The sequence below is a fragment of the Pseudomonas imrae genome, assembly GCF_046352735.2.
GTDB classification, from domain to species: Bacteria; Pseudomonadota; Gammaproteobacteria; order Pseudomonadales; family Pseudomonadaceae; genus Aquipseudomonas; species Aquipseudomonas imrae.
In genome coordinates this window covers 105,436-130,577 of record NZ_CP110853.2, presented here as the reverse complement: position 1 = coordinate 130,577, position 25,142 = coordinate 105,436, and the positions used below count along the sequence as shown (strand labels likewise).

Annotated in this window: 16 protein-coding genes, 2 tRNA genes and 4 rRNA genes; 13 read left to right on the top strand and 9 right to left on the bottom strand. The window is 56.2% G+C overall.

Going from position 1 to position 25,142, the window contains the following annotated elements:
• Positions 1-44: 44 nt before the first annotated feature.
• The 9 genes from OQ460_RS00610 to OQ460_RS00570 all read right to left on the bottom strand — a co-directional run bounded on the left by OQ460_RS00610 (position 45) and on the right by OQ460_RS00570 (position 10,659).
• A complete protein-coding gene (locus OQ460_RS00610; protein ID WP_410021897.1) occupies positions 45-1,925 on the bottom strand; it encodes a methyl-accepting chemotaxis protein in 1,881 nt (626 codons plus the stop codon).
• 276 nt (positions 1,926-2,201) lie between these two features.
• Positions 2,202-2,317, bottom strand: a 5S ribosomal RNA gene (gene rrf / locus OQ460_RS00605).
• 106 nt (positions 2,318-2,423) lie between these two features.
• Positions 2,424-2,539: ribosomal RNA gene (rrf, locus tag OQ460_RS00600) — 5S ribosomal RNA — on the bottom strand.
• 156 nt (positions 2,540-2,695) lie between these two features.
• Positions 2,696-5,589 (bottom strand): 23S ribosomal RNA (locus OQ460_RS00595).
• 234 nt (positions 5,590-5,823) lie between these two features.
• A tRNA-Ala gene (locus OQ460_RS00590) sits at positions 5,824-5,899 on the bottom strand.
• 30 nt (positions 5,900-5,929) lie between these two features.
• Positions 5,930-6,006 (bottom strand) — tRNA-Ile (locus tag OQ460_RS00585).
• Between the two features lie 81 nt (positions 6,007-6,087).
• A 16S ribosomal RNA gene (locus OQ460_RS00580) occupies positions 6,088-7,624 on the bottom strand.
• The 16S, 23S and 5S rRNA genes sit together here with 2 tRNA genes alongside, the layout of an rRNA operon.
• Positions 7,625-8,243: 619 nt before the next feature.
• A complete protein-coding gene (locus OQ460_RS00575; RefSeq protein ID WP_410020015.1) occupies positions 8,244-9,464 on the bottom strand; it encodes a CaiB/BaiF CoA transferase family protein in 1,221 nt (406 codons plus the stop codon).
• A gap of 13 nt (positions 9,465-9,477) precedes the next feature.
• Positions 9,478-10,659, bottom strand: a complete 1,182-nt coding sequence (locus OQ460_RS00570) for an acyl-CoA dehydrogenase (RefSeq protein WP_410020014.1) — start codon at positions 10,657-10,659, stop codon at positions 9,478-9,480.
• 157 nt (positions 10,660-10,816) lie between these two features.
• Here OQ460_RS00570 and OQ460_RS00565 point away from each other — a divergent pair, with 157 nt between their 5' ends.
• From OQ460_RS00565 to OQ460_RS00505, 13 genes are all read left to right on the top strand, one after another.
• Complete coding sequence (locus OQ460_RS00565) at positions 10,817-11,716, top strand: LysR family transcriptional regulator (protein ID WP_410020013.1); 900 nt, start codon at positions 10,817-10,819, stop codon at positions 11,714-11,716.
• A gap of 447 nt (positions 11,717-12,163) precedes the next feature.
• Positions 12,164-13,285 (top strand): Re/Si-specific NAD(P)(+) transhydrogenase subunit alpha, encoded by a 1,122-nt coding sequence (locus OQ460_RS00560; RefSeq protein ID WP_410020012.1) that lies wholly within the window; start codon positions 12,164-12,166, stop codon positions 13,283-13,285.
• A 15-nt stretch (positions 13,286-13,300) separates the two neighbouring features.
• Positions 13,301-13,624 (top strand): NAD(P) transhydrogenase subunit alpha, encoded by a 324-nt coding sequence (locus OQ460_RS00555; protein WP_003187010.1) that lies wholly within the window; start codon positions 13,301-13,303, stop codon positions 13,622-13,624.
• The gene (locus OQ460_RS00550; protein ID WP_410020011.1) at positions 13,624-15,060 is read left to right on the top strand and encodes an NAD(P)(+) transhydrogenase (Re/Si-specific) subunit beta; all 1,437 of its coding nucleotides are present in this window, start codon (positions 13,624-13,626) and stop codon (positions 15,058-15,060) included. Before OQ460_RS00555 ends, OQ460_RS00550 begins: the two co-directional genes overlap by 1 nt.
• 180 nt (positions 15,061-15,240) lie before the next feature.
• Positions 15,241-16,734 carry an acetyl-CoA hydrolase/transferase family protein gene (locus tag OQ460_RS00545; RefSeq protein ID WP_410020010.1) on the top strand — a complete coding sequence of 498 codons (1,494 nt, stop codon included), beginning with the start codon at positions 15,241-15,243 and terminating at the stop codon, positions 16,732-16,734.
• Between the two features lie 319 nt (positions 16,735-17,053).
• Positions 17,054-17,269, top strand: a complete 216-nt coding sequence (locus tag OQ460_RS00540) for a DUF1127 domain-containing protein (protein ID WP_032885015.1) — start codon at positions 17,054-17,056, stop codon at positions 17,267-17,269.
• Positions 17,270-17,631: 362 nt separating this feature from the next.
• Positions 17,632-17,952, top strand: coding sequence for a DUF2388 domain-containing protein (locus OQ460_RS00535; protein WP_410020009.1), 321 nt, complete (start codon positions 17,632-17,634; stop codon positions 17,950-17,952).
• Positions 17,953-18,058: 106 nt separating this feature from the next.
• Positions 18,059-18,367: a DUF2388 domain-containing protein gene (locus OQ460_RS00530; protein ID WP_410020008.1), complete on the top strand. Its 309-nt coding sequence runs from the start codon at positions 18,059-18,061 to the stop codon at positions 18,365-18,367.
• A gap of 26 nt (positions 18,368-18,393) precedes the next feature.
• Complete coding sequence (locus OQ460_RS00525) at positions 18,394-18,714, top strand: DUF2388 domain-containing protein (protein WP_410020007.1); 321 nt, start codon at positions 18,394-18,396, stop codon at positions 18,712-18,714.
• Positions 18,711-20,672: a DUF4105 domain-containing protein gene (locus OQ460_RS00520; protein WP_410020006.1), complete on the top strand. Its 1,962-nt coding sequence runs from the start codon at positions 18,711-18,713 to the stop codon at positions 20,670-20,672. The genes OQ460_RS00525 and OQ460_RS00520 overlap by 4 nt, the downstream gene beginning before the upstream one ends.
• A 415-nt stretch (positions 20,673-21,087) precedes the next feature.
• On the top strand, positions 21,088-22,395 hold the full coding sequence (locus tag OQ460_RS00515) for a CitMHS family transporter (RefSeq protein ID WP_410020005.1): 1,308 nt from the start codon (positions 21,088-21,090) through the stop codon (positions 22,393-22,395).
• Positions 22,396-22,460: 65 nt separating this feature from the next.
• On the top strand, positions 22,461-23,228 hold the full coding sequence (locus tag OQ460_RS00510) for a TerC family protein (protein ID WP_410020004.1): 768 nt from the start codon (positions 22,461-22,463) through the stop codon (positions 23,226-23,228).
• A gap of 232 nt (positions 23,229-23,460) precedes the next feature.
• The gene (locus OQ460_RS00505; protein ID WP_410020003.1) at positions 23,461-25,119 is read left to right on the top strand and encodes a Na/Pi cotransporter family protein; all 1,659 of its coding nucleotides are present in this window, start codon (positions 23,461-23,463) and stop codon (positions 25,117-25,119) included.
• The last annotated feature ends 23 nt before the right edge of the window (positions 25,120-25,142 follow it).

Genomic DNA, 25,142 nt, shown 5'->3' with positions numbered 1-25,142 from the left:
CAGCTAGGACGGGGTGAAGGAAAAAACCTGCACCCCGTTGAAGGTCAGATCTTGAAGCTGTCTACCAACTGCTTCAGGCGATTGGCTTGCTGCGACAGAGCATCACAGTCCTTCAAGGTTTCGTTGAGATTGACCACGCCCTGCTGGTTGAGCAGATTGATCTGGTTGATGTCGACATTGAGCGTCTCCACCACGGCCGTCTGCTCCTCGGTGGCTGCGGCCACTGATTGGTTCATCCCGTCGATCTCGACGATTCGCTGGGTCACACTGACCAGGCGCGCACCCGCCTGATTGGCCACTTCGACGCTTTCTTCGCTGGATGCCTGGCTGGCATTCATCGTGGTCACGGCCTCACGCGAGCCGATTTGCAGCGAAGTAATCATTTTATGAATCTCCTCTGCCGACTCTTGGGTGCGATGCGCCAAATTGCGCACCTCATCGGCGACTACCGCAAATCCGCGACCCGCTTCACCAGCACGGGCAGCCTCAATCGCGGCATTCAAAGCCAACAGGTTGGTTTGCTGGGAGATACCTTTGATCACATCAAGAATGTGGCCAATGTTGTCGGTGCTGGCATTCAGGGTTTCTATCTGAGTGCAGGACAGGCTGATTTTCTCTGACAACTGCGACATCGCCCGAATGGTTTGCTCGACGACTTGGCGGCCGTCATCTGCCTGCTCACTGGCACCACTGGCGTGTTGAGAAGCATCTGCTGCGTTACGAGCGATTTCCTGGGTGGCGGCACCCAGTTCGTTAATCGCGGCAGCAACGCTGTTGGTGCGAGCGCTCTGCTCGTCAGAGCCGATAATCGAAGCGTTGGATGATGCCATCACGCGCTGGGAAAGATCATGTACATGGCGGGTTGCCGAAGATACTTCGCTGATGGATGCATGAATACGCTCGACAAACTGGTTGAAAGCACCACCCAATTCACCAAATTCGTCTTTGCTTTCTACGACGAGGCGCCGAGTCAGGTCGCCTTCACCTTGAGCAATGTCCTGCATCGCACGGCCCATAGTGATCAATGGGCGCATCAACACCTGAATAAGCAGGCTCAGCAATACCGCAATCGCCGCAACCGCGATGAACATTGCGATCAAGGCTGACGTACGGAATTTCCCCAATGGAGCGTAGGCTTTGTCTTTATCGATCGACAAACCAATGTACCAATCTGCGTTCGGCAAACCGCTGATCGGAGTAAAGGACAGGATACGATCCTGTCCCTTGAAGACCACATCCTGATTAACCTTCTCGATACGAACGGCCGTGCCAGGATAGATATCCTTGAGGTTCTTCATCACCTGGTCCTGGTCAGGGCTAACAATCACTTGCCCGTCACCACTGACCAGAAAGGCATGGCCTATGCCACCGAAATCTACCGAGTTGATGATCTGTACCAAGGTTTGCAAGCTCAGGTCACCGCCTGCGACACCGAGCAGCTCACCATTTTTCTTGACCGGCATGGCGATAGTCACAATCAAGCCACCCACGGCGGCCATATAGGGCGGTGTGAGCATTGGCTTGCCAGCAGCAACCGCCTGCTTGTACCACGGACGCTGACGTGGGTCGTAGTCATCAGGCATTTTTGCGTCAGGGCGCTGGGTAAACACACCGTTGGTTTGACCAACGTAGGTGAACTGGAAGTTTGACGTGAATGCCGGCTGATCGACCAAACCCGGCAGATCGGCGCCGCTGCCTTGATGAGCAAAGTTTTGCGCCAGGCTTTCCAGAACCAAGATGCGACCACTGAGCCAGTTTTGTACGCTACTGGCCGTTAGGTCACCGGATTGCTCAATGGATGACTCCAGGTTTTGCTTGATGGTGCTGCGCTGCAGGTAATCGTTGTACAGCGTGAATAACGCGAAGGCTAAAACCACAACGCCTGACGCGGCCAACAGAATTTTATGACTGAACTTGAGATTCATTTCATCGACTTCTTTTTGCCTGATGGTGGGTGGGCGTGCCGGATGCAACATTCCATGTAGTGTCATAGGCGGACTCTTCGACCGCTCTATTTCGGTGCGCGCATGGCTCTTCAGGCTTTCGGCCAAGTCGGGATAAAGCTTAGGAATTTATTGGGCCGATGCTCTCATTATGTAAGAAAGTGACCAGTGGTTGCGCAGGACTGTAGGACATAGGTAACCAGCCCCTGAACGACAAAACCCCCGCCTGCGTTAGCAGACGGGGGTTTCGGAATTTGATCTTGACGATGACCTACTCTCACATGGGGAAACCCCACACTACCATCGGCGATGCATCGTTTCACTGCTGAGTTCGGGATGGGATCAGGTGGTTCCAATGCTCTATGGTCGTCAAGAAATTCTGTGACCAGACCGTTGCGTTCACAACGTGCTGGTGAAAATCATGGACTTCTACATAAACAAAACCCCATCTGCTTTCGCAAATGGGGTTTCGGAATTTAATCTTGACGATGACCTACTCTCACATGGGGAAACCCCACACTACCATCGGCGATGCATCGTTTCACTACTGAGTTCGGGATGGGATCAGGTGGTTCCAATGCTCTATGGTCGTCAAGAAATTCGGGTACTGAGTCGTGACCAGATGGCCTCGCTTCAGCAAATTGGGTATGTGACAGCGTTCGGTGTTTTGTGAGCGCAAACTTTCGGTTTGTATCGTCTTCACACACCGCAATCTGATGCTCTTTCGAGTACTCAAATTGCTTGGGTGTTATATGGTCAAGCCTCACGGGCAATTAGTATTGGTTAGCTCAACGCCTCACAGCGCTTACACACCCAACCTATCAACGTCGTAGTCTTCGACGGCCCTTCAGGGAACTCAAGGTTCCAGTGAGATCTCATCTTGAGGCTAGTTTCCCGCTTAGATGCTTTCAGCGGTTATCTATTCCGAACATAGCTACCCGGCAATGCCACTGGCGTGACAACCGGAACACCAGAGGTTCGTCCACTCCGGTCCTCTCGTACTAGGAGCAGCCCCTCTCAAATCTCAAACGTCCACGGCAGATAGGGACCGAACTGTCTCACGACGTTCTAAACCCAGCTCGCGTACCACTTTAAATGGCGAACAGCCATACCCTTGGGACCGGCTTCAGCCCCAGGATGTGATGAGCCGACATCGAGGTGCCAAACACCGCCGTCGATATGAACTCTTGGGCGGTATCAGCCTGTTATCCCCGGAGTACCTTTTATCCGTTGAGCGATGGCCCTTCCATACAGAACCACCGGATCACTAAGACCTACTTTCGTACCTGCTCGACGTGTCTGTCTCGCAGTCAAGCGCGCTTTTGCCTTTATACTCTACGACCGATTTCCGACCGGTCTGAGCGCACCTTCGTACTCCTCCGTTACTCTTTAGGAGGAGACCGCCCCAGTCAAACTACCCACCATACACTGTCCTCGATCCGGATAACGGACCTGAGTTAGAACCTCAAAGTTGCCAGGGTGGTATTTCAAGGTTGGCTCCACGCGAACTGGCGTCCACGCTTCAAAGCCTCCCACCTATCCTACACAAGCAAATTCAAAGTCCAGTGCAAAGCTATAGTAAAGGTTCACGGGGTCTTTCCGTCTAGCCGCGGATACACTGCATCTTCACAGCGATTTCAATTTCACTGAGTCTCGGGTGGAGACAGCGCCGCCATCGTTACGCCATTCGTGCAGGTCGGAACTTACCCGACAAGGAATTTCGCTACCTTAGGACCGTTATAGTTACGGCCGCCGTTTACCGGGGCTTCGATCAAGAGCTTCGCGTTAGCTAACCCCATCAATTAACCTTCCGGCACCGGGCAGGCGTCACACCCTATACGTCCACTTTCGTGTTTGCAGAGTGCTGTGTTTTTAATAAACAGTCGCAGCGGCCTGGTATCTTCGACCGGCATGAGCTTACGGAGCAAGTCCTTCACCCTCACCGGCGCACCTTCTCCCGAAGTTACGGTGCCATTTTGCCTAGTTCCTTCACCCGAGTTCTCTCAAGCGCCTTGGTATTCTCTACCCAACCACCTGTGTCGGTTTGGGGTACGGTTCCTGGTTACCTGAAGCTTAGAAGCTTTTCTTGGAAGCATGGCATCAACCACTTCGTCATCTAAAAGATGACTCGTCATCAGCTCTCGGCCTTAGAATCCCGGATTTACCTAAGATTCCAGCCTACCACCTTAAACTTGGACAACCAACGCCAAGCTGGCCTAGCCTTCTCCGTCCCTCCATCGCAATAACCAGAAGTACAGGAATATTAACCTGTTTTCCATCGACTACGCTTTTCAGCCTCGCCTTAGGGACCGACTAACCCTGCGTCGATTAACGTTGCGCAGGAAACCTTGGTCTTTCGGCGTGGGTGTTTTTCACACCCATTGTCGTTACTCATGTCAGCATTCGCACTTCTGATACCTCCAGCAAGCTTCTCAACTCACCTTCACAGGCTTACAGAACGCTCCTCTACCGCATCATCCTAAGATGATACCCGTAGCTTCGGTGTATGGTTTGAGCCCCGTTACATCTTCCGCGCAGGCCGACTCGACTAGTGAGCTATTACGCTTTCTTTAAAGGGTGGCTGCTTCTAAGCCAACCTCCTAGCTGTCTAAGCCTTCCCACATCGTTTCCCACTTAACCATAACTTTGGGACCTTAGCTGACGGTCTGGGTTGTTTCCCTTTTCACGACGGACGTTAGCACCCGCCGTGTGTCTCCCATGCTCGGCACTTGTAGGTATTCGGAGTTTGCATCGGTTTGGTAAGTCGGGATGACCCCCTAGCCGAAACAGTGCTCTACCCCCTACAGTGATACATGAGGCGCTACCTAAATAGCTTTCGAGGAGAACCAGCTATCTCCGAGCTTGATTAGCCTTTCACTCCGATCCACAGGTCATCCGCTAACTTTTCAACGGTAGTCGGTTCGGTCCTCCAGTTAGTGTTACCCAACCTTCAACCTGCCCATGGATAGATCGCCCGGTTTCGGGTCTATTCCCAGCGACTAGACGCCCTATTAAGACTCGCTTTCGCTACGCCTCCCCTATTCGGTTAAGCTCGCCACTGAAAATAAGTCGCTGACCCATTATACAAAAGGTACGCAGTCACCCAACAAAGTGGGCTCCCACTGCTTGTACGCATACGGTTTCAGGATCTATTTCACTCCCCTCTCCGGGGTTCTTTTCGCCTTTCCCTCACGGTACTAGTTCACTATCGGTCAGTCAGTAGTATTTAGCCTTGGAGGATGGTCCCCCCATATTCAGACAAAGTTTCTCGTGCTCCGTCCTACTCGATTTCATGACTAAGAGATTTTCGCGTACAGGGCTATCACCCACTATGGCCGCACTTTCCAGAGCGTTCCGCTAATCTCAAAACCACTTAAGGGCTAGTCCCCGTTCGCTCGCCACTACTAAGGGAATCTCGGTTGATTTCTTTTCCTCAGGGTACTTAGATGTTTCAGTTCCCCTGGTTCGCCTCTTGCACCTATGTATTCAGTACAAGATAACCATCTTATGATGGCTGGGTTCCCCCATTCAGACATCTCCGGATCAAAGTCTGTTTGCCGACTCCCCGAAGCTTTTCGCAGGCTACCACGTCTTTCATCGCCTCTGACTGCCAAGGCATCCACCGTATGCGCTTCTTCACTTGACCATATAACCCCAAGCAATCTGGTTATACTGTGAAGACAACATTCGCCGAAAATTCGCAATTACTCACAAATTTTACCTTAGCCTGATCCGTTACCAGTGAAAGTAACGTCCAGTCTATCTTTCTATCACATACCCAAATTTTTAAAGAACGAACTAGTCAAAGACTAGAAATCAACATTCACCATCATCACAATGGAATGCTCATTTCTAAGCTTTATACCGACAGAAGCAGTAGTGGTGGAGCCAAACGGGATCGAACCGTTGACCTCCTGCGTGCAAGGCAGGCGCTCTCCCAGCTGAGCTATGGCCCCGTATTTCTACAGGCGTTTCCCACACAAAATTGGTGGGTCTGGGCAGATTCGAACTGCCGACCTCACCCTTATCAGGGGTGCGCTCTAACCAACTGAGCTACAGACCCAATTTCGGGCTGCTTCTTTCGTCTTCTTCAATGAATCAAGCAATTCGTGTGGGAACTTATGGAGCAGCTGATGTCGTCGATTAAGGAGGTGATCCAGCCGCAGGTTCCCCTACGGCTACCTTGTTACGACTTCACCCCAGTCATGAATCACACCGTGGTAACCGTCCTCCCGAAGGTTAGACTAGCTACTTCTGGTGCAACCCACTCCCATGGTGTGACGGGCGGTGTGTACAAGGCCCGGGAACGTATTCACCGCGACATTCTGATTCGCGATTACTAGCGATTCCGACTTCACGCAGTCGAGTTGCAGACTGCGATCCGGACTACGATCGGTTTTATGGGATTAGCTCCACCTCGCGGCTTGGCAACCCTCTGTACCGACCATTGTAGCACGTGTGTAGCCCAGGCCGTAAGGGCCATGATGACTTGACGTCATCCCCACCTTCCTCCGGTTTGTCACCGGCAGTCTCCTTAGAGTGCCCACCATTACGTGCTGGTAACTAAGGACAAGGGTTGCGCTCGTTACGGGACTTAACCCAACATCTCACGACACGAGCTGACGACAGCCATGCAGCACCTGTCTCAATGTTCCCGAAGGCACCAATCTATCTCTAGAAAGTTCATTGGATGTCAAGGCCTGGTAAGGTTCTTCGCGTTGCTTCGAATTAAACCACATGCTCCACCGCTTGTGCGGGCCCCCGTCAATTCATTTGAGTTTTAACCTTGCGGCCGTACTCCCCAGGCGGTCAACTTAATGCGTTAGCTGCGCCACTAAGAGCTCAAGGCTCCCAACGGCTAGTTGACATCGTTTACGGCGTGGACTACCAGGGTATCTAATCCTGTTTGCTCCCCACGCTTTCGCACCTCAGTGTCAGTATCAGTCCAGGTGGTCGCCTTCGCCACTGGTGTTCCTTCCTATATCTACGCATTTCACCGCTACACAGGAAATTCCACCACCCTCTACCATACTCTAGTCAGTCAGTTTTGAATGCAGTTCCCAGGTTGAGCCCGGGGATTTCACATCCAACTTAACAAACCACCTACGCGCGCTTTACGCCCAGTAATTCCGATTAACGCTTGCACCCTCTGTATTACCGCGGCTGCTGGCACAGAGTTAGCCGGTGCTTATTCTGTCGGTAACGTCAAAATTGCAGAGTATTAATCTACAACCCTTCCTCCCAACTTAAAGTGCTTTACAATCCGAAGACCTTCTTCACACACGCGGCATGGCTGGATCAGGCTTTCGCCCATTGTCCAATATTCCCCACTGCTGCCTCCCGTAGGAGTCTGGACCGTGTCTCAGTTCCAGTGTGACTGATCATCCTCTCAGACCAGTTACGGATCGTCGCCTTGGTGAGCCATTACCCCACCAACTAGCTAATCCGACCTAGGCTCATCTGATAGCGCAAGGCCCGAAGGTCCCCTGCTTTCTCCCGTAGGACGTATGCGGTATTAGCGTCCGTTTCCGAACGTTATCCCCCACTACCAGGCAGATTCCTAGGCATTACTCACCCGTCCGCCGCTCTCAAGAGAAGCAAGCTTCTCTCTACCGCTCGACTTGCATGTGTTAGGCCTGCCGCCAGCGTTCAATCTGAGCCATGATCAAACTCTTCAGTTCAAACATCTTTGGGTTTTTAAGAAACCCTAAACTTGGCTCAGCAATCGTTGGTTACATCTTTGATTTCTCGCGGAGTAACTTGTGATGCTGATAATCTTGTTGACTATCAGTCTGACTCCACAAGCACCCACACGAATTGCTTGATTCAGTTGTTAAAGAGCGGTTGGTTAAGATCTTTCGTCTCAACCGAGGCGCGCATTCTACAGCAGCCTCTGTTGCTGTCAAGCGGTTATTTTAAGAAGTTTTCAAAGTTTCCTCTGCAACTTCAACCACTTGCGCTTCCGATCTCTCGTTAGCGGGAGGCGAATTCTACAGCGTTACACGCTGCTGTCAACACCTCTTTTTCTCCGCTTTCGACCGAGAAGATCGAACCGTTAATAGAGCCAAACAACCTTGCTCTACCAACTCCTTCCAGGCTTCGATGACCTGAAGCAGGTCGCTGCCGAATTCCGCATAACTCTTTGTTTACCAAGGAGTTTTCCGTTTCGACTGCGCCGGAAGTGGGGCGAATTATAGACAGATATAAATCGCCGTCAACAGTTAATTTCCTATTTCTATCAATTAGTTAGCTTTGGCTAGAAAACAACCAGACCACCGAGCCTTCTATATAGAGGAACCCTTAGATAACCCCCGCAGCCCTCAACGCTTCGACCTTCGCTACCCCCAACCCTAAAACCTGCTGAAGTACCGCCTCCGTATGCTCGCCCAGCAAGGGCGGTGCGCTTCGATACTCAACAGGCGTCTTGGAAAGGCGAATGGGACTGGCGACTTGTGGGACCATTCCTGCCAGGGCATGGGGTAACTCCATAGCCAGTTCCCGCGCCCGCACCTGGGGATCCGCGAACACTTGCGCCAAATCATTGATCGGCCCACACGGCACCCCAACCTGCTCAAGCTGCGCTACCCACTCGGCGGTCGTCTTGAACACGGTTGCCTGACGAATCAAAGGAATAAGCACTGCACGGTTGGCGACCCGCAGCTTGTTAGTGACAAATCGGGGGTCATCGGCCCACTGAGGATGCCCAGCGACCTGAGCAAACTTGCGAAACTGCCCATCATTACCCACAGTCAGAATGAAGTCGCCATCCGCGGTGGGGAAGTCCTGATAGGGCACGATATTCGGGTGGGCGTTGCCCAGCCGCTTAGGAGAGATACCCGTTGTCAGGTAATTCATCGCCTGGTTGGCTAGGCAGGCTACCTGCACATCCAGCAGCGCCATATCAATATGCTGCCCACCGCCGTCATGATCGCGATGGGCCATTGCCGCCAGAATTGCCACGGTGGAGTAGAGCCCAGTCAAGATGTCGGTCAGCGCAACACCCACCTTCACCGGCCCCTCTCCCTCATCACCTTCAGGCCGCCCAGTCAGGCTCATCAACCCGCCCAAGCCCTGAATCATGAAGTCGTATCCAGCCCGGGCAGCATAAGGCCCGGTCTGCCCGAATCCTGTGATAGAGCAATAGATCAACTCGGGATTGATCTCCTTTAGCGACTCGTAGTCCAGCCCATACGCCGCCAGGCCACCCACCTTGAAGTTTTCGATCAAGATGTCTGACTTCGCCGCCAGGTCCCGAACCAGCTTCTGCCCCTCAGGCTTCGTAAAGTCGATAGTCACCGATTGCTTATTGCGATTGGCTGACAGGTAATACGAAGCTTCGCTGGTGTTCTCACCATGAGCGTCCTTAAGGAAGGGCGGCCCCCAGGCTCGCGTGTCATCACCATTGCCTGGTCGCTCGACCTTGATCACCTCAGCGCCAAGGTCTGCGAGAATCTGCCCCGCCCAAGGGCCGGCCAGCACACGTGACAAATCCAGCACCCGCAAGTGCGATAGCGCGCCCATGGTCGCCCCTCTATTAATAGAACGCCTGAATACCGGTCTGTGCACGCCCCAGGATCAGCGCATGAACGTCATGAGTGCCTTCATAGGTATTCACCACTTCCAGATTGACCAGATGGCGGGCGATCCCGAACTCATCGGAAATACCATTGCCACCAAGCATGTCGCGAGCCATGCGCGCAATGTCCAGGGACTTGCCACACGAGTTACGCTTCATGATCGAAGTGATCTCCACCGCTGCAGTACCCTCGTCCTTCATGCGCCCCAGTCGCAAACAGCCTTGCAGGGCAAGCGTGATTTCAGTCTGCATGTCTGCCAGCTTCTTCTGGATCAGTTGCGTGGCGGCCAGTGGCCGACCGAACTGCTGACGATCGAGGGTGTACTGGCGCGCCGTATGCCAGCAAAACTCCGCAGCTCCCAACGCCCCCCAGGAAATCCCATAACGCGCCGAGTTCAAGCAGGTGAACGGACCTTTCAAGCCACGCACATCAGGGAAGATGTTCTCCTCGGGCACGAATACATTATCCATGACGATTTCACCGGTAATCGAAGCGCGCAGCCCGACCTTGCCGTGAATCGCCGGCGCACTCAGCCCCTTCCAGCCCTTCTCCAGGACGAAACCACGAATATCGCCGGCATCGTCCTTGCCCCAGACAACAAATACGTCGGCGATCGGGCTGTTGGTGATCCACATCTTGCTACCGGTAAGGCTGTAGCCACCCTCCACCTTTCGTGCACGAGTAATCATCGCGCCTGGGTCGGAGCCATGGTTTGGCTCGGTCAACCCGAAACAACCGATCCATTCTCCAGAGGCCAGCTTGGGCAGATACTTCTGCTTTTGCGCTTCGGTGCCAAATTCATTGATCGGCACCATAACCAGGGATGATTGCACGCTCATCATCGAGCGGTAGCCAGAGTCGACACGCTCTACTTCACGGGCAATAAGGCCATAACAGACGTAGTTCAGACCACTGCCGCCGTACTGCTCGGGAATCATTGCACCCAGCAGTCCGGTTTCGCCCATTTCGCGGAAAATCTCAGGGTCGGTCTTCTCGTGGCGGAAAGCTTCAAGCACACGCGGCGCCAGCTTACCCTGAGCAAACTGCTCGGCGCTGTCACGCACCATGCGCTCCTCCTCAGTGAGCTGTTGATCCAGCAGCAGCGGATCGATCCAGTTGAAGCTTGCCTTACCACCCATGAGTGAGTCCTCGCGAAGAAAATCAAAAGTCGTGCATGGAGCCTAGGCCGGACGGGCGAGGAGGGCAAACGAGGTTTTTGCATAGCCTTGTGCTAATTTCTCACTTCGTAAAGATTCAAAAGGGCATCCGTGCCCTTTATTAGTGAGGGTACGGTACATGCGCAGGAAAATCCCCAGCACCACGGCACTCGTCAGCTTTGAAGCGGCGGCACGCCACGAGAGCTTTACCAAGGCGGCACAGGAGCTTTCCATTACTCAAGGTGCCATCTGCCGACAGATCGCCAGCCTAGAAGAGTTTTTGAGTGTCGAACTGTTTCGACGCTCGCGCCGTGGCGTCAAGCTGACTGAAGCCGGACTTTCCTATAGCCGCCGGGTCGCAACGCAACTGGACGCCGTCGAGCGTGACACGCTGTCAGTGATGGGCCAGCAGGGCACCAACGTGATCGAATTGGCGGTAGTGCCCACATTCGGCACCCAATGGTTGATTCCGCGCCTCAAGGACTTCCAGCAGCAACATCCCGAAGTCACCGTCAACCTGACCAACCGCACACGCCCGTTCCTGTTTGCCGACACCGAGTTCGATGCGGCGATCTATTTCGGTGATGCCGATTGGCCAGGCACCGAATCCCACCGGCTCATGGGAGAAAACCCACTTCCTGTGTGTAGCCCACGGTTGCTTGAAAACCGAGCGCACTTCAGCGCGCAAGAAATCGCCGAGTTGCCGCTGCTACAACAAACCACTCGCCCCTACGCCTGGCGCCAGTGGTTTAACGTCCAGCACCTGAATGTTCCTCGCGACATGACAGGCCCACGCTACGAGCTATTCTCCATGCTGTCCCAGGCAGCCATGCATGACATGGGGATTGCGTTGATTCCACCGTTTCTGATTCAAAAGGAGTTAAGTGACAAACAACTGGTGATCGCCAACTCACAGACACTAAGCAGTACCAAGGCGTATTACTTGATGATCCCCGATAGAAAAGTCGAATCCGCCTCGCTGCACGCGTTCAGGGACTGGCTGATCGACCAATCACAACGCTATAGCCTGCATTTTTAAAGGATCTCGATAATTGCTGACCCTGTAGTCAATAATCTTAATGCCCTACAGATATAAGTATATGTCGCAATTTGACAGACTGTACCTGTTCCCTCATAAACCAAGTGGAGACCAGCATTTACAAGGGCTACAGAGCATCTTTCGCTAGATAACCCAATATTCATAGCAATCATTTCAAAAAAAGCGACTTCCTGCTTAAAGCCTATAAGCCACTGTATTTAAATAGATAATTTCAAGCAGTTGCGACAATCAGTCACAGGGTGACTTGTAGTTAATTTTTCGTCACCCGTCATAATCCCTTGAAGGTCGTAAAGTTCGCCTGCAAAATGCCGCGCCCCGCTGTCATTTAAGCGGGATCGTGCTGATCGGCCGCCCCAGATGTGCCACTCACGGCGCACTGGCCTTTTTACAAAAATCAAAGCAAAAAGATCATGCAGGAGATTTGACGTGCACATTGGTGTCCCTCTCGAAACCCAGACCGGTGAAACGCGGGTTGCTGCAACCCCGGAAACCATCAAGAAGCTGATCGGCCAGGGCCATAAGGTCACTGTACAAAGCGGGGCAGGCGTCAATGCTAGCGTCGTGGACAGTGCCTATGAGGCGGCAGGCGCAACCATTGGCAGTGCCAGCGACGCATTCGGTGCCGAACTGATTCTCAAGGTGGTCGCGCCCAACGATAGCGAACTGACGCTGATTAAAAGCGGCGCCGTATTGGTGGGCATGCTCAATCCGTTCAGCAACGAAACCATTACCAAACTGGCAGGACACGGCATCACCGCCTTCGCCCTTGAGGCTGCGCCACGGACCTCCCGTGCCCAGAGCCTGGACGTGCTGTCCTCCCAAGCCAACATTGCAGGCTATAAAGCGGTGCTGCTGGCTGCGCATCACTACCCTCGCTTCATGCCAATGCTGATGACAGCTGCGGGCACCGTCAAAGCAGCGCGCGTGCTGATTCTCGGCGCTGGCGTCGCCGGCCTGCAGGCAATTGCCACGGCCAAACGCCTGGGTGCGGTGATCGAAGCCTCCGACGTGCGTCCGGCGGTAAAGGAACAAATCGAATCCCTGGGCGCCAAGTTCGTCGATGTGCCTTACGAGACCGATGAGGAGCGCGAATGCGCCGTTGGCGTCGGCGGTTATGCACGCCCGATGCCCACCAGTTGGATGCAGCGCCAGGCCTTGGCCGTGCATGAACGCGCCAAGCAAGCCGACATCGTCATCACCACCGCACTGATTCCCGGTCGCAAGGCTCCGACGCTGCTGAGCGCCGAAACCGTGGCGCAGATGAAGCCAGGGTCGGTGGTCATCGACCTTGCCGCAGCCCAGGGCGGCAACTGCCCGCTGACCGTCGCGGACCAGGTAGTGGTGAACAATGGCGTGACCATTTGCGGCCCGACGAACCTGGCCGGTGCCGTCGCGGCCGATGCCTCGGCTCTTTATGCACGCAACCTGCTGGACTTCCTGAAGCTGGTTTTCACCCAGGAAGGGCAGTTTGAAATCAACCTCGAAGACGACATCGTCGCCGCGTGCCTGATGTGCCGCGACGGGCAAGTCATCCGCAAAAACGCCTAAGCAGGGATTCAGACGATGGAAGAGCTTATCTCCCCCGGTATCTACAACCTGATCATCTTCGTGCTGGCGATTTATGTCGGTTACCACGTGGTCTGGAACGTCACCCCCGCGCTGCATACCCCGCTGATGGCGGTAACCAACGCAATCTCGGCGATTGTCATCGTCGGCGCCATGCTCGCAGCCGCGCTGACCGTCACTCCATTGGGCAAGACCATGGGCACGCTGGCCGTGGCCCTGGCGGCGGTCAATGTGTTCGGCGGCTTCCTGGTGACTCGACGCATGCTTGAGATGTTCAAGAAAAAAGCCCCGAAAGCCGTGAAAGAAGAGGCGCCCAAGTAATGAGCATGAACCTTGTCACGACGCTCTACCTGATCGCGTCGATCTGCTTCATCCAGGCCCTCAAAGGCCTGTCGCACCCGACCACATCCCGGCGCGGCAATTTGTTCGGCATGCTCGGCATGGCATTGGCGGTACTCACCACCGTGGGCCTGATCTATAAGCTGGGCGCGGAGCTCGCCACTGCCGGCATCGGCTATGTGATCGTTGGCCTGCTGATCGGCGGCACCGCCGGCTCGATCATGGCCAAACGTGTAGAAATGACCAAGATGCCTGAACTGGTGGCCTTCATGCACAGCATGATCGGTCTGGCTGCGGTGTTTATCGCCATCGCGGCTGTGGTCGAGCCGCAATCGCTGGGCATCGTCAAACTGCTGGGAGATCCGATTCCCGCGGGCAACCGCCTGGAGCTATTCCTGGGTGCAGCCATTGGCGCCATCACCTTCTCCGGGTCGGTGATCGCCTTCGGCAAATTGTCGGGCAAGTACAAGTTCCGCCTGTTCCAGGGCGCACCGGTACAGTTCGGCGGGCAGCACAAGCTGAACCTTGTACTGGGCCTCGCCACGCTGGGCCTGGGCCTGGTGTTCATGTTCACCGGCAACCTCAGCGCCTTCGCCCTGATGCTCGCACTGGCCTTCGTGCTGGGCGTGCTGATCATCATCCCGATTGGCGGCGCCGATATGCCCGTGGTCGTCTCGATGCTCAATAGCTACTCCGGCTGGGCCGCGGCAGGTATCGGCTTCTCGCTGAACAACTCGATGCTGATCATCGCCGGCTCCTTGGTGGGCTCAAGCGGCGCGATCCTCTCGTACATCATGTGCAAGGCGATGAACCGCTCCTTCTTTAATGTATTGCTCGGCGGTTTCGGCAACACTGCAGATGCTGCCGGCCCGGCAGGCTCGAAAGAAGCTCGCCCGGTGAAATCCGGTTCAGCCGATGACGCCACCTTCCTGCTGACCAACGCCGACACGGTCATCATCGTCCCTGGCTACGGCCTGGCGGTAGCGCGGGCCCAGCACGCACTTAAAGAGCTGACCGAAAAGCTGACCCATCGCGGCGTGACCGTAAAGTACGCGATTCACCCGGTGGCCGGTCGTATGCCTGGCCACATGAACGTGCTCCTGGCCGAGGCAGAAGTGCCTTACGACCAAGTGTTCGAGATGGAGGATATCAACTCCGAGTTCGGCCAGGCCGATGTGGTGCTGGTGCTGGGGGCGAACGACGTAGTCAACCCGGCCGCCAAGAACGATCCGAAGTCACCGATTGCCGGGATGCCGATTCTCGAAGCCTTCAAGGCCAAGACCATCATCGTCAACAAGCGCTCCATGGCCAGCGGCTATGCAGGCCTGGACAACGAACTGTTCTATCTGGACAAAACCATGATGGTCTTCGGGGACGCCAAGAAAGTCATCGAAGATATGGTCAAGGCTGTCGAATAAACACTGCTCCAGCGCAATACCCAAAACCCCGGCCTTTAGTAGGCTGGGGTTTTTTATTATCGGGAAAAACCCGACCAAAGGCTCTAAATCGCGGCCTGGCATTCGACCATGGTAGCGGGACGAAACCTTTTGAAATCACTAGACTGCCCACCTTGCCTCCGTTGCCCGAGATAACAATCCATGTACCGTGATCGTATCCGCTTGCCTTCGCTGTTGAACAAGGTCATGAGCGCCGCCGATGCCGCCGCCCTGATCGAGGACGGCATGACCGTCGGCATGAGCGGCTTTACCCGCGCCGGTGAAGCCAAGGCTGTGCCCCATGCCCTGGCCGAACGCGCCAAGACCTCTCCGCTGAAAATCACCTTGATGACTGGCGCCAGCCTGGGCAACGACCTGGACAAGCAACTCACCGAAGCCGGCGTCCTGTCAAGGCGCATGCCATTTCAAGTCGACAGCACTTTGCGCAAGGCCATCAACGCCGGCGAAGTCATGTTCATCGATCAACACCTGTCGGAAACCGTCGAGCAACTACGCAATAATCAGCTCAAGCTGCCGGACATTGCCGTCATCGAAGCCGTGGCCATCACCGAGCAAGGTCATATCGTACCGACCACCTCCGTGGGCAACTCGGCCAGCTTCGCCATTTTCGCCAAGCAGGTGATCATTGAGATCAACCTGGCGCACAACCCGAACCTGGAAGGTCTGCACGACATCTATATCCCGACCTACCGACCAACGCGCACGCCGATCCCGCTGGTCAAGGTCGACGATCGTATTGGCAGCACTGCAATCCCGATCCCGCCAGAGAAGATCGTCGCCATCGTCATTACCAACCAGGCCGACTCCGCATCCACCGTTACCCCGCCTGACAGCGACACCCAATGGATCGCCAATCACCTGATCAACTTCCTCAAGCAGGAAGTCGACGCGGGCCGCATGACCAATAAACTCGGGCCGTTGCAGGCCGGCATCGGCAATATTGCCAACGCGGTGATGTGCGGCTTGATCGAGTCGCCTTTCGAAGACCTGAGCATGTATTCCGAAGTGCTTCAGGACTCCACGTTCGATCTGATCGACGCGGGCAAGCTGAGCTTCGCCTCGGGTAGCTCCATCACCTTGTCGGAACGACGCAATGCCGACGTGTTTGGCAATCTGGAGCGCTACAAAGACAAACTGGTGCTGCGCCCACAGGAAATATCCAACCATCCCGAAGTAGTGCGACGCCTGGGAATCATCGGCATCAACACCGCGCTGGAATTCGACATCTACGGTAACGTCAACTCCACTCATATCTGCGGCACACGGATGATGAACGGCATTGGTGGTTCGGGGGACTTCGCCCGTAACGCGCACCTGGCGATCTTTGTCACCAAGTCGATTGCCAAGGGCGGGGCGATTTCCAGCGTGGTGCCGATGGTCAGCCATGTCGACCACACTGAACATGACGTCGACATCCTGGTGACCGAAGTCGGCCTGGCAGACCTGCGCGGATTGGCACCACGGGAGCGGGCACGCGTGATTATCGATAACTGCGTACACCCTGACTATCGCGACGCACTGAATAACTACTTCACGGCAGCCTGCGCAATAGGCGGCCACACTCCGCACATCCTGCGCGAAGCCCTGAGCTGGCATATCAATCTGGAAGAAACCGGGCATATGCTCAAGGCGTAATCAATGTGGAACCCAGGCTGATACAAATACAGTTTGATCAGTCTGGGCAGCACTAAATCAAAACCGACAAAAATTGTACTGCTGTACCGGTCATTTCCTACCGAAAACCCCTACACCCCCCCTTAAAAACACCTCAAATGCACCATTTAAGTGCTTATAGGTACAGTTGCTCTGTTTTCGTACAGTACAGCTGCTATAAACAGTTAACTGGCCCCTCACAATACAGGTGAACTGTATCTAGAGAGTCTTGCGCCGGAAGAGGATCATTGGCATCAGTTAAACCACTACCTAATCCCGCCACAAGCGGAAGGATGTCATCATGGAACGTACACTCAGTTCCGAACTGTTCTTCGAAGAAAAAGCTGTAAACACCCAGGCTTCCATGCCTTTGCGCGTTCTCGCCAACCTGATGTTGTGGCAGCGCCGTATCTCCAGCCGCCATCAACTGGCTCGTCTGGACTCGCGCCTGCTGGCTGACGCCGGGATTAGCGAAGCTCAACGCTACGAAGAGCTGAGCAAGCCGTTCTGGCGCTGATTTAGCGCTCGCTGGCCCTGACCCGCCGGGTCCACCGCCAGCACCCCGAATTGTTGTAACAAGACCCGCCCCGGGAAACCGGGAGCGGGTTTTGTTGTATTCGGGCCTCATAAAGTTATAGCGTCATCCTGAGCATGCAAAAAAGCGGTACAGTTTTTAGATCACCAAAAACAACAGGTACAGTTACGCCTGCTTGATGCTCAACGTTCAAACTGGCTTTGAGAAGCAACTTCCCTCGCGGGCTACCCGAACACTCAAGCGCCAGCTAATATTCTGTCACTACATGGCAAATCCTGTAGAACGCACGTCTGTACTGCGGCGGCTCTGCGCCACCTTCTTCGTTTATCCTCAGGAGTCACCCCATGCCTCGTCTACGCCTGCTAAGCGCTGTTGCCCTGTTGACCCTGGCTGCCAACGCCAGCGCCTCGAGCTTCATCATGACCACCGATTCGATCGTCGGCGCGCTGAAAGCCACGTCTGACGCCACATCCGATGCCACTTCCTCCCTGCGCGACAACAAAGTGGTGCGTGCCGCTCGCGACGACGCCGCCAGCTTCGTCGCCAGCCAAGGAGCCATTCGCGGTGTGAAACTGGAAAGCGCCCTTGCGCAAATCCGCCAGCAAGCTCCGCAACTGAACACCGCCACCGACGCTCAGTTGGCCCAGGCAATTCTGGCTATCTGATCGCACACCAGGATTTGGGGAGCGCCAGCCGCTCCCAATTCCTCGGCGCTGGCTCTCGCACGGTCATTGCGCTAGCCTTGGCGCTCGTTTTCAATTGTCGAGTCCCATGGTTTTTTCATACCGTTTCTTGATTGCTCCCGCATTGTTTGCAGTGTGCTGGTCCGGTTCGACACAAGCCTTTGACGTGTCGACACAGGGCGTAGTTGTCAGCGCTTATGCCACCAGTAAAATCACCTCCGCTCCGTTCGACCATAAACGGATACTGGCGGCCCAGGATGACGCTGCCGCGTTCATCGCCACGGAGGGCCAATGGCGTGGCGCACGCCTGGAGTCGGCATTGAGCTACTTACGCGCCAGCCAGCCAAAACTTAAGTCCAGCGACCTTGAACTGGCCGAAGCAATTCTCGTCCAATAACCATCTTTGTTTTTCGGAGTCATTCCATGCGTAGCCCGCTGATCGCCGCCGCCCTCGGCCTGGTATTGTTGGCTGATGTTGCCCAGGCCCAAACTCTGGTGGCCACCAGTAACATCATTGTCCGCGCCTTTGGCCGCACCATTGATTTCACCTCGGACACCACCACGTCCATCCGGGATTCCAAAGTCGTGCGCGAAGCCCATGATGACGCCGCCAGCTTCGTCGCCACCGACGGCACGATTCGCGGCGCCCGACTGGAAGCCGCCTTCGACACCCTGCGCACCCGCGTACCGGAAGCCCGCGACGCCAGCGATCAGGTACTCGCCGAAGCCATCCTCGCATTGTGAGGCGCGTCGCCGCCTGGCTACTGGTCACCACCGCGCTGCTCTTTGGCGGCGCGGTTCAGGCCGATCTGCAGCTCAGGCTCAAGACCGACGGCCTGAGCCCAGCCGAGCAGCAGGCCAGCCAGGCATTGCTGGATGAAGCCATGCAGGCCTTGCCGCCACGTTTCATCCAGCAACTGGACCGTCGCATCGACGTAGGCTGGACCAGCGATATGCCCGGCAACGCCTACGGCCAGGCCTCGTTGGTGTCCGAGCTGGACCTCAATCGCAAATTGCTGGCCAGCCTTACCGACGGCACAGCCGCCACCCAGCAGACGCACCGCCCACACGGCACAGTGCGCCGCGAAATGCTCGCCACGGTGCTGCATGAGCTGACCCACATCTATGATCGTGCACGCCGCTGGCCCAGTGCCGAGCGCTCATTGATCAACCGATGCAGCCGCCAAAACAACATCACCGGCCTGATCGGCCTGCCCGATCAATGCCGTGGACAAAATGACCGACGCTTTACCCTCAGCGATGATCCACGCTTGCTGGACCTGGCCGGCTGGCCGCAGTACGTAGGCCGCCGCGGTGAGCGTGAGCAACACAACCGGCAAGTCGCCCGCAGCCCCGACCTCTATGAAATCACCAACCCCAAGGAGTTCGTCGCGGTCAACATGGAGTACTTTCTCCTGGACCCGAGCTACGCCTGCCGGCGACCCGCTTTATATCGGTATTACAAGGAACACTTCGGCTGGGCGCCACCAGCTGCGGACACATGCGCCAAGACATACGCATTCCTCAATGCCGGTAACGATTTTGCCAAGACGCCACTGGGCCAAGTCGACCCCGAACGTGTTTACGCCATCGATTACCTGCTGGCCGAAGCCAACCAGAACCTGGTGAGCCGCTGGGGCCATAGCATGTTGCGCCTGGTGATTTGTGCGCCGGGCCGGCCACGTGGCCCGGACTGCCGTCTGGATCTGGATCAGCACCTGGTACTCTCCTACCGCGCCTTCGTCGGTGACGTACAGCTATCGAGTTGGGACGGGCTGGTGGGCAAATACCCATCACGGCTGTTCGTATTGCCCCTGGCCCAAGTGATCGACGAATACACCAAGACCGAGCTACGCGGCCTGGCATCTGTACCCCTGATCCTCACGCGCCAAGAGATCAACAACACGGTCGAGCATGCCGCCGAGATGCATTGGAGCTATGACGGCAACTACTACTTCCTTTCCAACAACTGCGCGGTCGAAGGCCTGAAACTGTTGCGCAGCGGTAGCGCAAACCCACGCTTGACCGCGCTGGACAACATTACCCCCAACGGTTTGCTGGAAGTCCTCGCGGCCCGTGGCCTGGCCGACACCAGCGTGCTGGACGACCGCCGCGAAGCCTTGCGCCTGGGCTATCATTTCGACTCCTTCCGCGAGCGCTACCAGGCGATGTTCGAGGTGCTGCGCAAACATCTGCCAATCAAGCAGACCCAGGTCGAAGACTGGCTGGCCTTGAGCGCCGAACAACGCCGCGAGTGGTTCGACCAGGCGGACCTGCGCACCAGTGCTGCACTACTGCTTCTGGAGCAGGCCAGCTTGCGCAAACAACTGATGCTCGCCCAGGACGAGGTCAAGCAACGCTACCTTGGCGCTCGCGAGCTGAAGAACGGCGGCATGGACAAGGCTAACGCGACCTTGCAGCAAATCCTCGCCAACAGCGGCTTCCTCAGTCGGCCGGCGGAACTGCTCGGCAACAGCGGGTATGGTCTGCCGCAGCCAAAGGAATGGCAGCGGCTGGAGTCGGAAAGCGCCTCACGCCAGAAACAGCTGCAATCGTTGACCGGCGACCTGGATAAAGAGGTGAGGGCGCTGCTGGAGCCTTCGCGGGCTGCGGAGATTGCCGCCTGCGAAGCCAATCTCAAGCAGGTCGGCGAACACCTGCGCGCCTTGCACAAGGCGGCCGGCGGGCTGCAGCTGCCTTAAGATCAAAAGCATCGCGGCCAAGCCCGGCCCCCACAGTTGAAATGCGCTCAACTATGGGAGGGGGCTTGCCCGCGATAACACACTTAGAGTCAACACTGAATCAACGCCTCGACGCTTGTTCAGACATCAAAAACAGACCAATCCCACGAAACATCTGTTCATCACCTGTTTACCAAGCGAAAGCTGGCTGAAAGCTTGCGCGACTAGGATCGCCGTCACTGCCGGCAAGAGACCGGTTGGCCAACCTGAGCGTTTCAACGCCCAGCGGCCCTATTAACAACAACAATGGTGATTCTGATGTCCGCTCGTACCCGCCTGTCTGTCCCGACTCCCCCCGTACGCCTCGTGTCTTTCGATCTGCGCTGACCTCATTCGGTTCGCCATTACCTAGCCACGCTACGCCTGGAGTATTCCTATGCTGACTTTCCTTGGCTTTGCCATGGTCATCACGTTCATGTTCCTGATCATGACCAAGCGCCTGTCCGCGCTGATCGCCCTGATCATTATCCCAATCGTGTTCGCGCTGTTCGGCGGCTTTGCCCCGAAGATCGGCCCAATGATGCTCGAAGGCATCACCAAGCTGGCACCAACCGGCGTGATGTTGATGTTTGCCATTCTCTACTTCGCCCTGATGATCGACTCCGGCCTGTTCGACCCGGCCGTGCGCAAGATCCTCAAGCTGGTCAAGGGTGACCCGCTGAAAGTCTCGGTCGGCACTGCGGTGCTGGCCCTGGTGGTGTCGCTGGACGGTGACGGTGCCACCACCTACATGATCTGCGTGGCCGCCATGCTGCCGCTGTACAAGCGCATTGGCATGAGCCCACGGATCATGGCCGGCCTGATCATCCTCGCCGGAGGCGTGATGAACATGACCCCCTGGGGTGGCCCGACTGCGCGTGCGGCCAGTGCGCTGCACGTGGACGCATCGGACATCTTCGTGCCAATGATCCCGGCAATGGCCGCCGGTGTAGTCGCGATCCTGGTGATTGCATACATGTATGGCCTGCGCGAACGCGCACGTCTTGGCGAGTTGCATCTGCAAGGTGATGAAATCGACCATAGCGAGATCAGCGTCTCGCAGTACCCGGACGCTCGCCGCCCGAAACTGATCTGGTTCAACGGGGGCCTGACCTTTGTCTTGATGTGCACCCTGATTGCCGGCCTGCTACCGCTGCCGGTGCTGTTCATGGTGGCCTTCAGTATCGCGATGATCGTCAACTACCCGTGCCTGCAACAACAGAAGGACCGCGTCGCCGCCCACGCTGGCAGCGTACTGGCAGTGGTTGGACTGATCTTCGCCGCCGGCATCTTCACCGGCATTCTGTCGGGCACCGGCATGGTCGACGCCATGTCCAAGAGCCTTCTGGCGGTAATCCCCGAAGCCCTGGGCCCTTATCTGGCGGTGATCACTGCACTGGTAAGCATGCCGTTCACCTTCTTCATGTCCAACGATGCGTTCTACTATGGCGTAATGCCGGTGCTCGCCGAAGCCGCCAGCCACTACGGCATCTCCGCTGTGGAAATGGCCCGCGCCTCGATTGTCGGTCAACCGGTCCACTTGCTCAGCCCACTGGTTCCTTCGACATACCTGTTGGTAGCATTGGCCGGGATCGATTTTGGCGACCACCAGCGCTTCACCCTTAAGTGGGCAGTATTAGTGTGCCTGTGCATAATGGTCGCCGCATTGCTGCTGGGGACCTTTCCGCTGTTCAGCACTCTATAATCGTAACAACTCACTGCGCCGGTCTTACTGCCGGCGCGGTCTAACACTCGCGCAAAGGAATACACATGGAATGGCTGACCAATCCGGAAATCTGGATTGCCTTCTTAACCCTGACGGCTCTTGAGATCGTCCTGGGCATCGATAACATCATCATGATTTCGATCCTGGTCAGCCGCATGCCCAAGCATATGCAGGCGCGCACCCGGATCTTCGGCCTGGCCCTGGCCATGATCACGCGGATCCTGTTGCTGCTGTCGATCACTTGGGTCATGCAACTGACTGCTGACTTGTTCACCGTCGCCGGCCAAGGCATTTCCGGACGTGACCTGATCCTGTTCTTCGGTGGTTTGTTCCTGCTATGGAAAAGCTCCCAGGAGATGTACCACGCCCTGGAAGGTGAAGACGAAACCCACAATGAGCCGACAGGCAAGGGTGGAAAATTCATCTACACCATCATTCAGATCGCGATCATCGACATCGTGTTCTCCCTGGACTCGGTGATCACTGCCGTGGGTATGGTTTCCCACGTACCGGTCATGGTTGCCGCAATCGTCGTCGCCGTGCTGGTGATGATGCTGGCCGCGGGCACTATCAGCGAGTTCATCGACAAGCACCCGTCGCTGAAAATGCTGGCACTGTCATTCCTGCTGGTAGTGGGTACCGTGCTGATCGCCGAATCTTTCGACGTACACGTGCCAAAAGGCTACGTCTACTTCGCCATGGCGTTCTCACTGGCGGTTGAGGCCATCAACATCAAGATGCGCACCGCTATCGCGAAAAAGCGTAAGCAGCAGGATCCGGTGAAACTGCGCAAGGACATTCCAGGCCAGTAAACCCGCAATACCTGTAGGAGCTAGGGGGACAAGGTGCCCCCCTAGCTCCTACAGTCGTTTTTGGCGTATGCAAATAGCCGGCTTCATGACACTTTTGTTTCAAGGCCGACTTCAGCTATGCGATGCTGGCGCAAAGCCCATTCGCCAACTACAGCTTAAGTACAAGACGTAGAGCGGCACGCAGTAACTTTCCGTTGCTCCAGTGGAGCACATCAATACAGGGGGGCCGAACATGCTGACCCTGCTCAATCTGCTTTCCGCCGTGACCTTGTTGATCTGGGGCACGCACATCGTCCGCACCGGTATCTTGCGGGTCTACGGCTCCAACTTGCGCCAGGTCATCGGGCAGAACATGGCCAAGCGCTGGCTGGCGTTCATTGCCGGGATCCTGGTCACCGCCATGGTGCAGAGCAGCAATGCCACGGCCATGCTGGTGACTTCGTTTGTCGGCCAAGGCCTGATGGGACTGACGCCCGCACTGGCAACCATGCTCGGCGCGGACGTCGGTACGGCGCTGATGGCGCGAGTGCTGACCCTTGACCTGTCCTGGCTGTCACCACTGCTGATTTTTCTTGGTGTGATCTTCTTTCTGTCCCGCAAGCAAACGCGCGCCGGACAGATGGGTCGGGTCGGCATCGGCCTGGGCTTGATCATTCTTGCGCTGCAATTGATCGTCGAAGCGGCGGGACCAATCACCCATGCCCAAGGTGTCAAAGTCCTGTTCGCCTCATTGACCGGCGACATTCTGCTGGATGCCTTGATCGGCGCTTTGTTCGCGATGATTTCCTACTCCAGCCTGGCCGCCGTCCTGCTGACCGCAACCTTGGCGGGCGCAGGTGTGATTGGCCTGCACGTGGCCATCGGCCTGGTGATTGGCGCCAACATCGGCAGCGGTGTGCTGGCGTTCCTCAGCACCAATATGCAAAACGCCGCCGGGCGCCAGGTTGCCTTGGGCAGCTTGCTTTACAAGCTGATCGGTTTGCTGTTGATCATTCCGGTCCTTGATCCGCTGGTGTTGTGGCTGGACACCCTGGACTACAGCGCCCAAGGCATGGTCATCAGCTTTCACCTGCTCTACAACGTTATCCGTTGCCTGATCCTGCTGCCCACCATCGCGCCCATGGCGCGCCTGTGTGCCTGGCTACTGCCGGAGCGGCCTGAAGCCAATGGCCTGGCCAAACCTCGTCACCTCGACGCGACAGCGCTGACCACCCCCAGCCTGGCCCTGGCCAACGCCGTCCGGGAAACCCTGCGCCTGGGAGATTTGGTCGACACCATGCTGACCTCGGCGCTGGATGTGCTGCGAGGCAAACAAACCGCCATCACCCAGGAAATGCGCAGCCTCAGCGATGATGTCGAAGCCCTTTACAGCGCGATCAAGCTCTACTTGGCGCAAATGCCTCGCGAAGACCTCAGCGAGCAAGACAGTCGGCGCTGGGCCGAGATCATCGAGTTGTCGATCAACCTGAAACTGGCCGGCGACTTGATCGAGCGTATGTTGCGCAAGGTCCAGCAGCAGAAAACCTCCCAGCGCCGCTCGTTTTCCGAAGTGGGCCTGGAAGAGCTGGCCGGCTTGCACAGCCAACTGATCGCCAACCTGCGCCTGGGCCTGACGGTATTTCTCAGCGCCGACCCGGAATGTGCCCGGCAATTGCTGCGTGAGAAACGTCGTTTCCGCGCCCAGGAAAGACGCCTGGCCCACGCTCACGTCAGCCGTCTGCAACGCAAGATCGTGCAAAGCCTGGAGACCAGCTCGCTGCACCTGGAACTGATTGCAGACATGAAACGCCTGAACTCGATGTTCTGCAGCAGCGCGTATGTAGTGCTGGAAACTTCCGAAACCGGGGCGCTGGCAGCGGACAATATCACCGACATCACCCATTCGCCCTGAACGTACAGCAGCGCGCGAAGTCA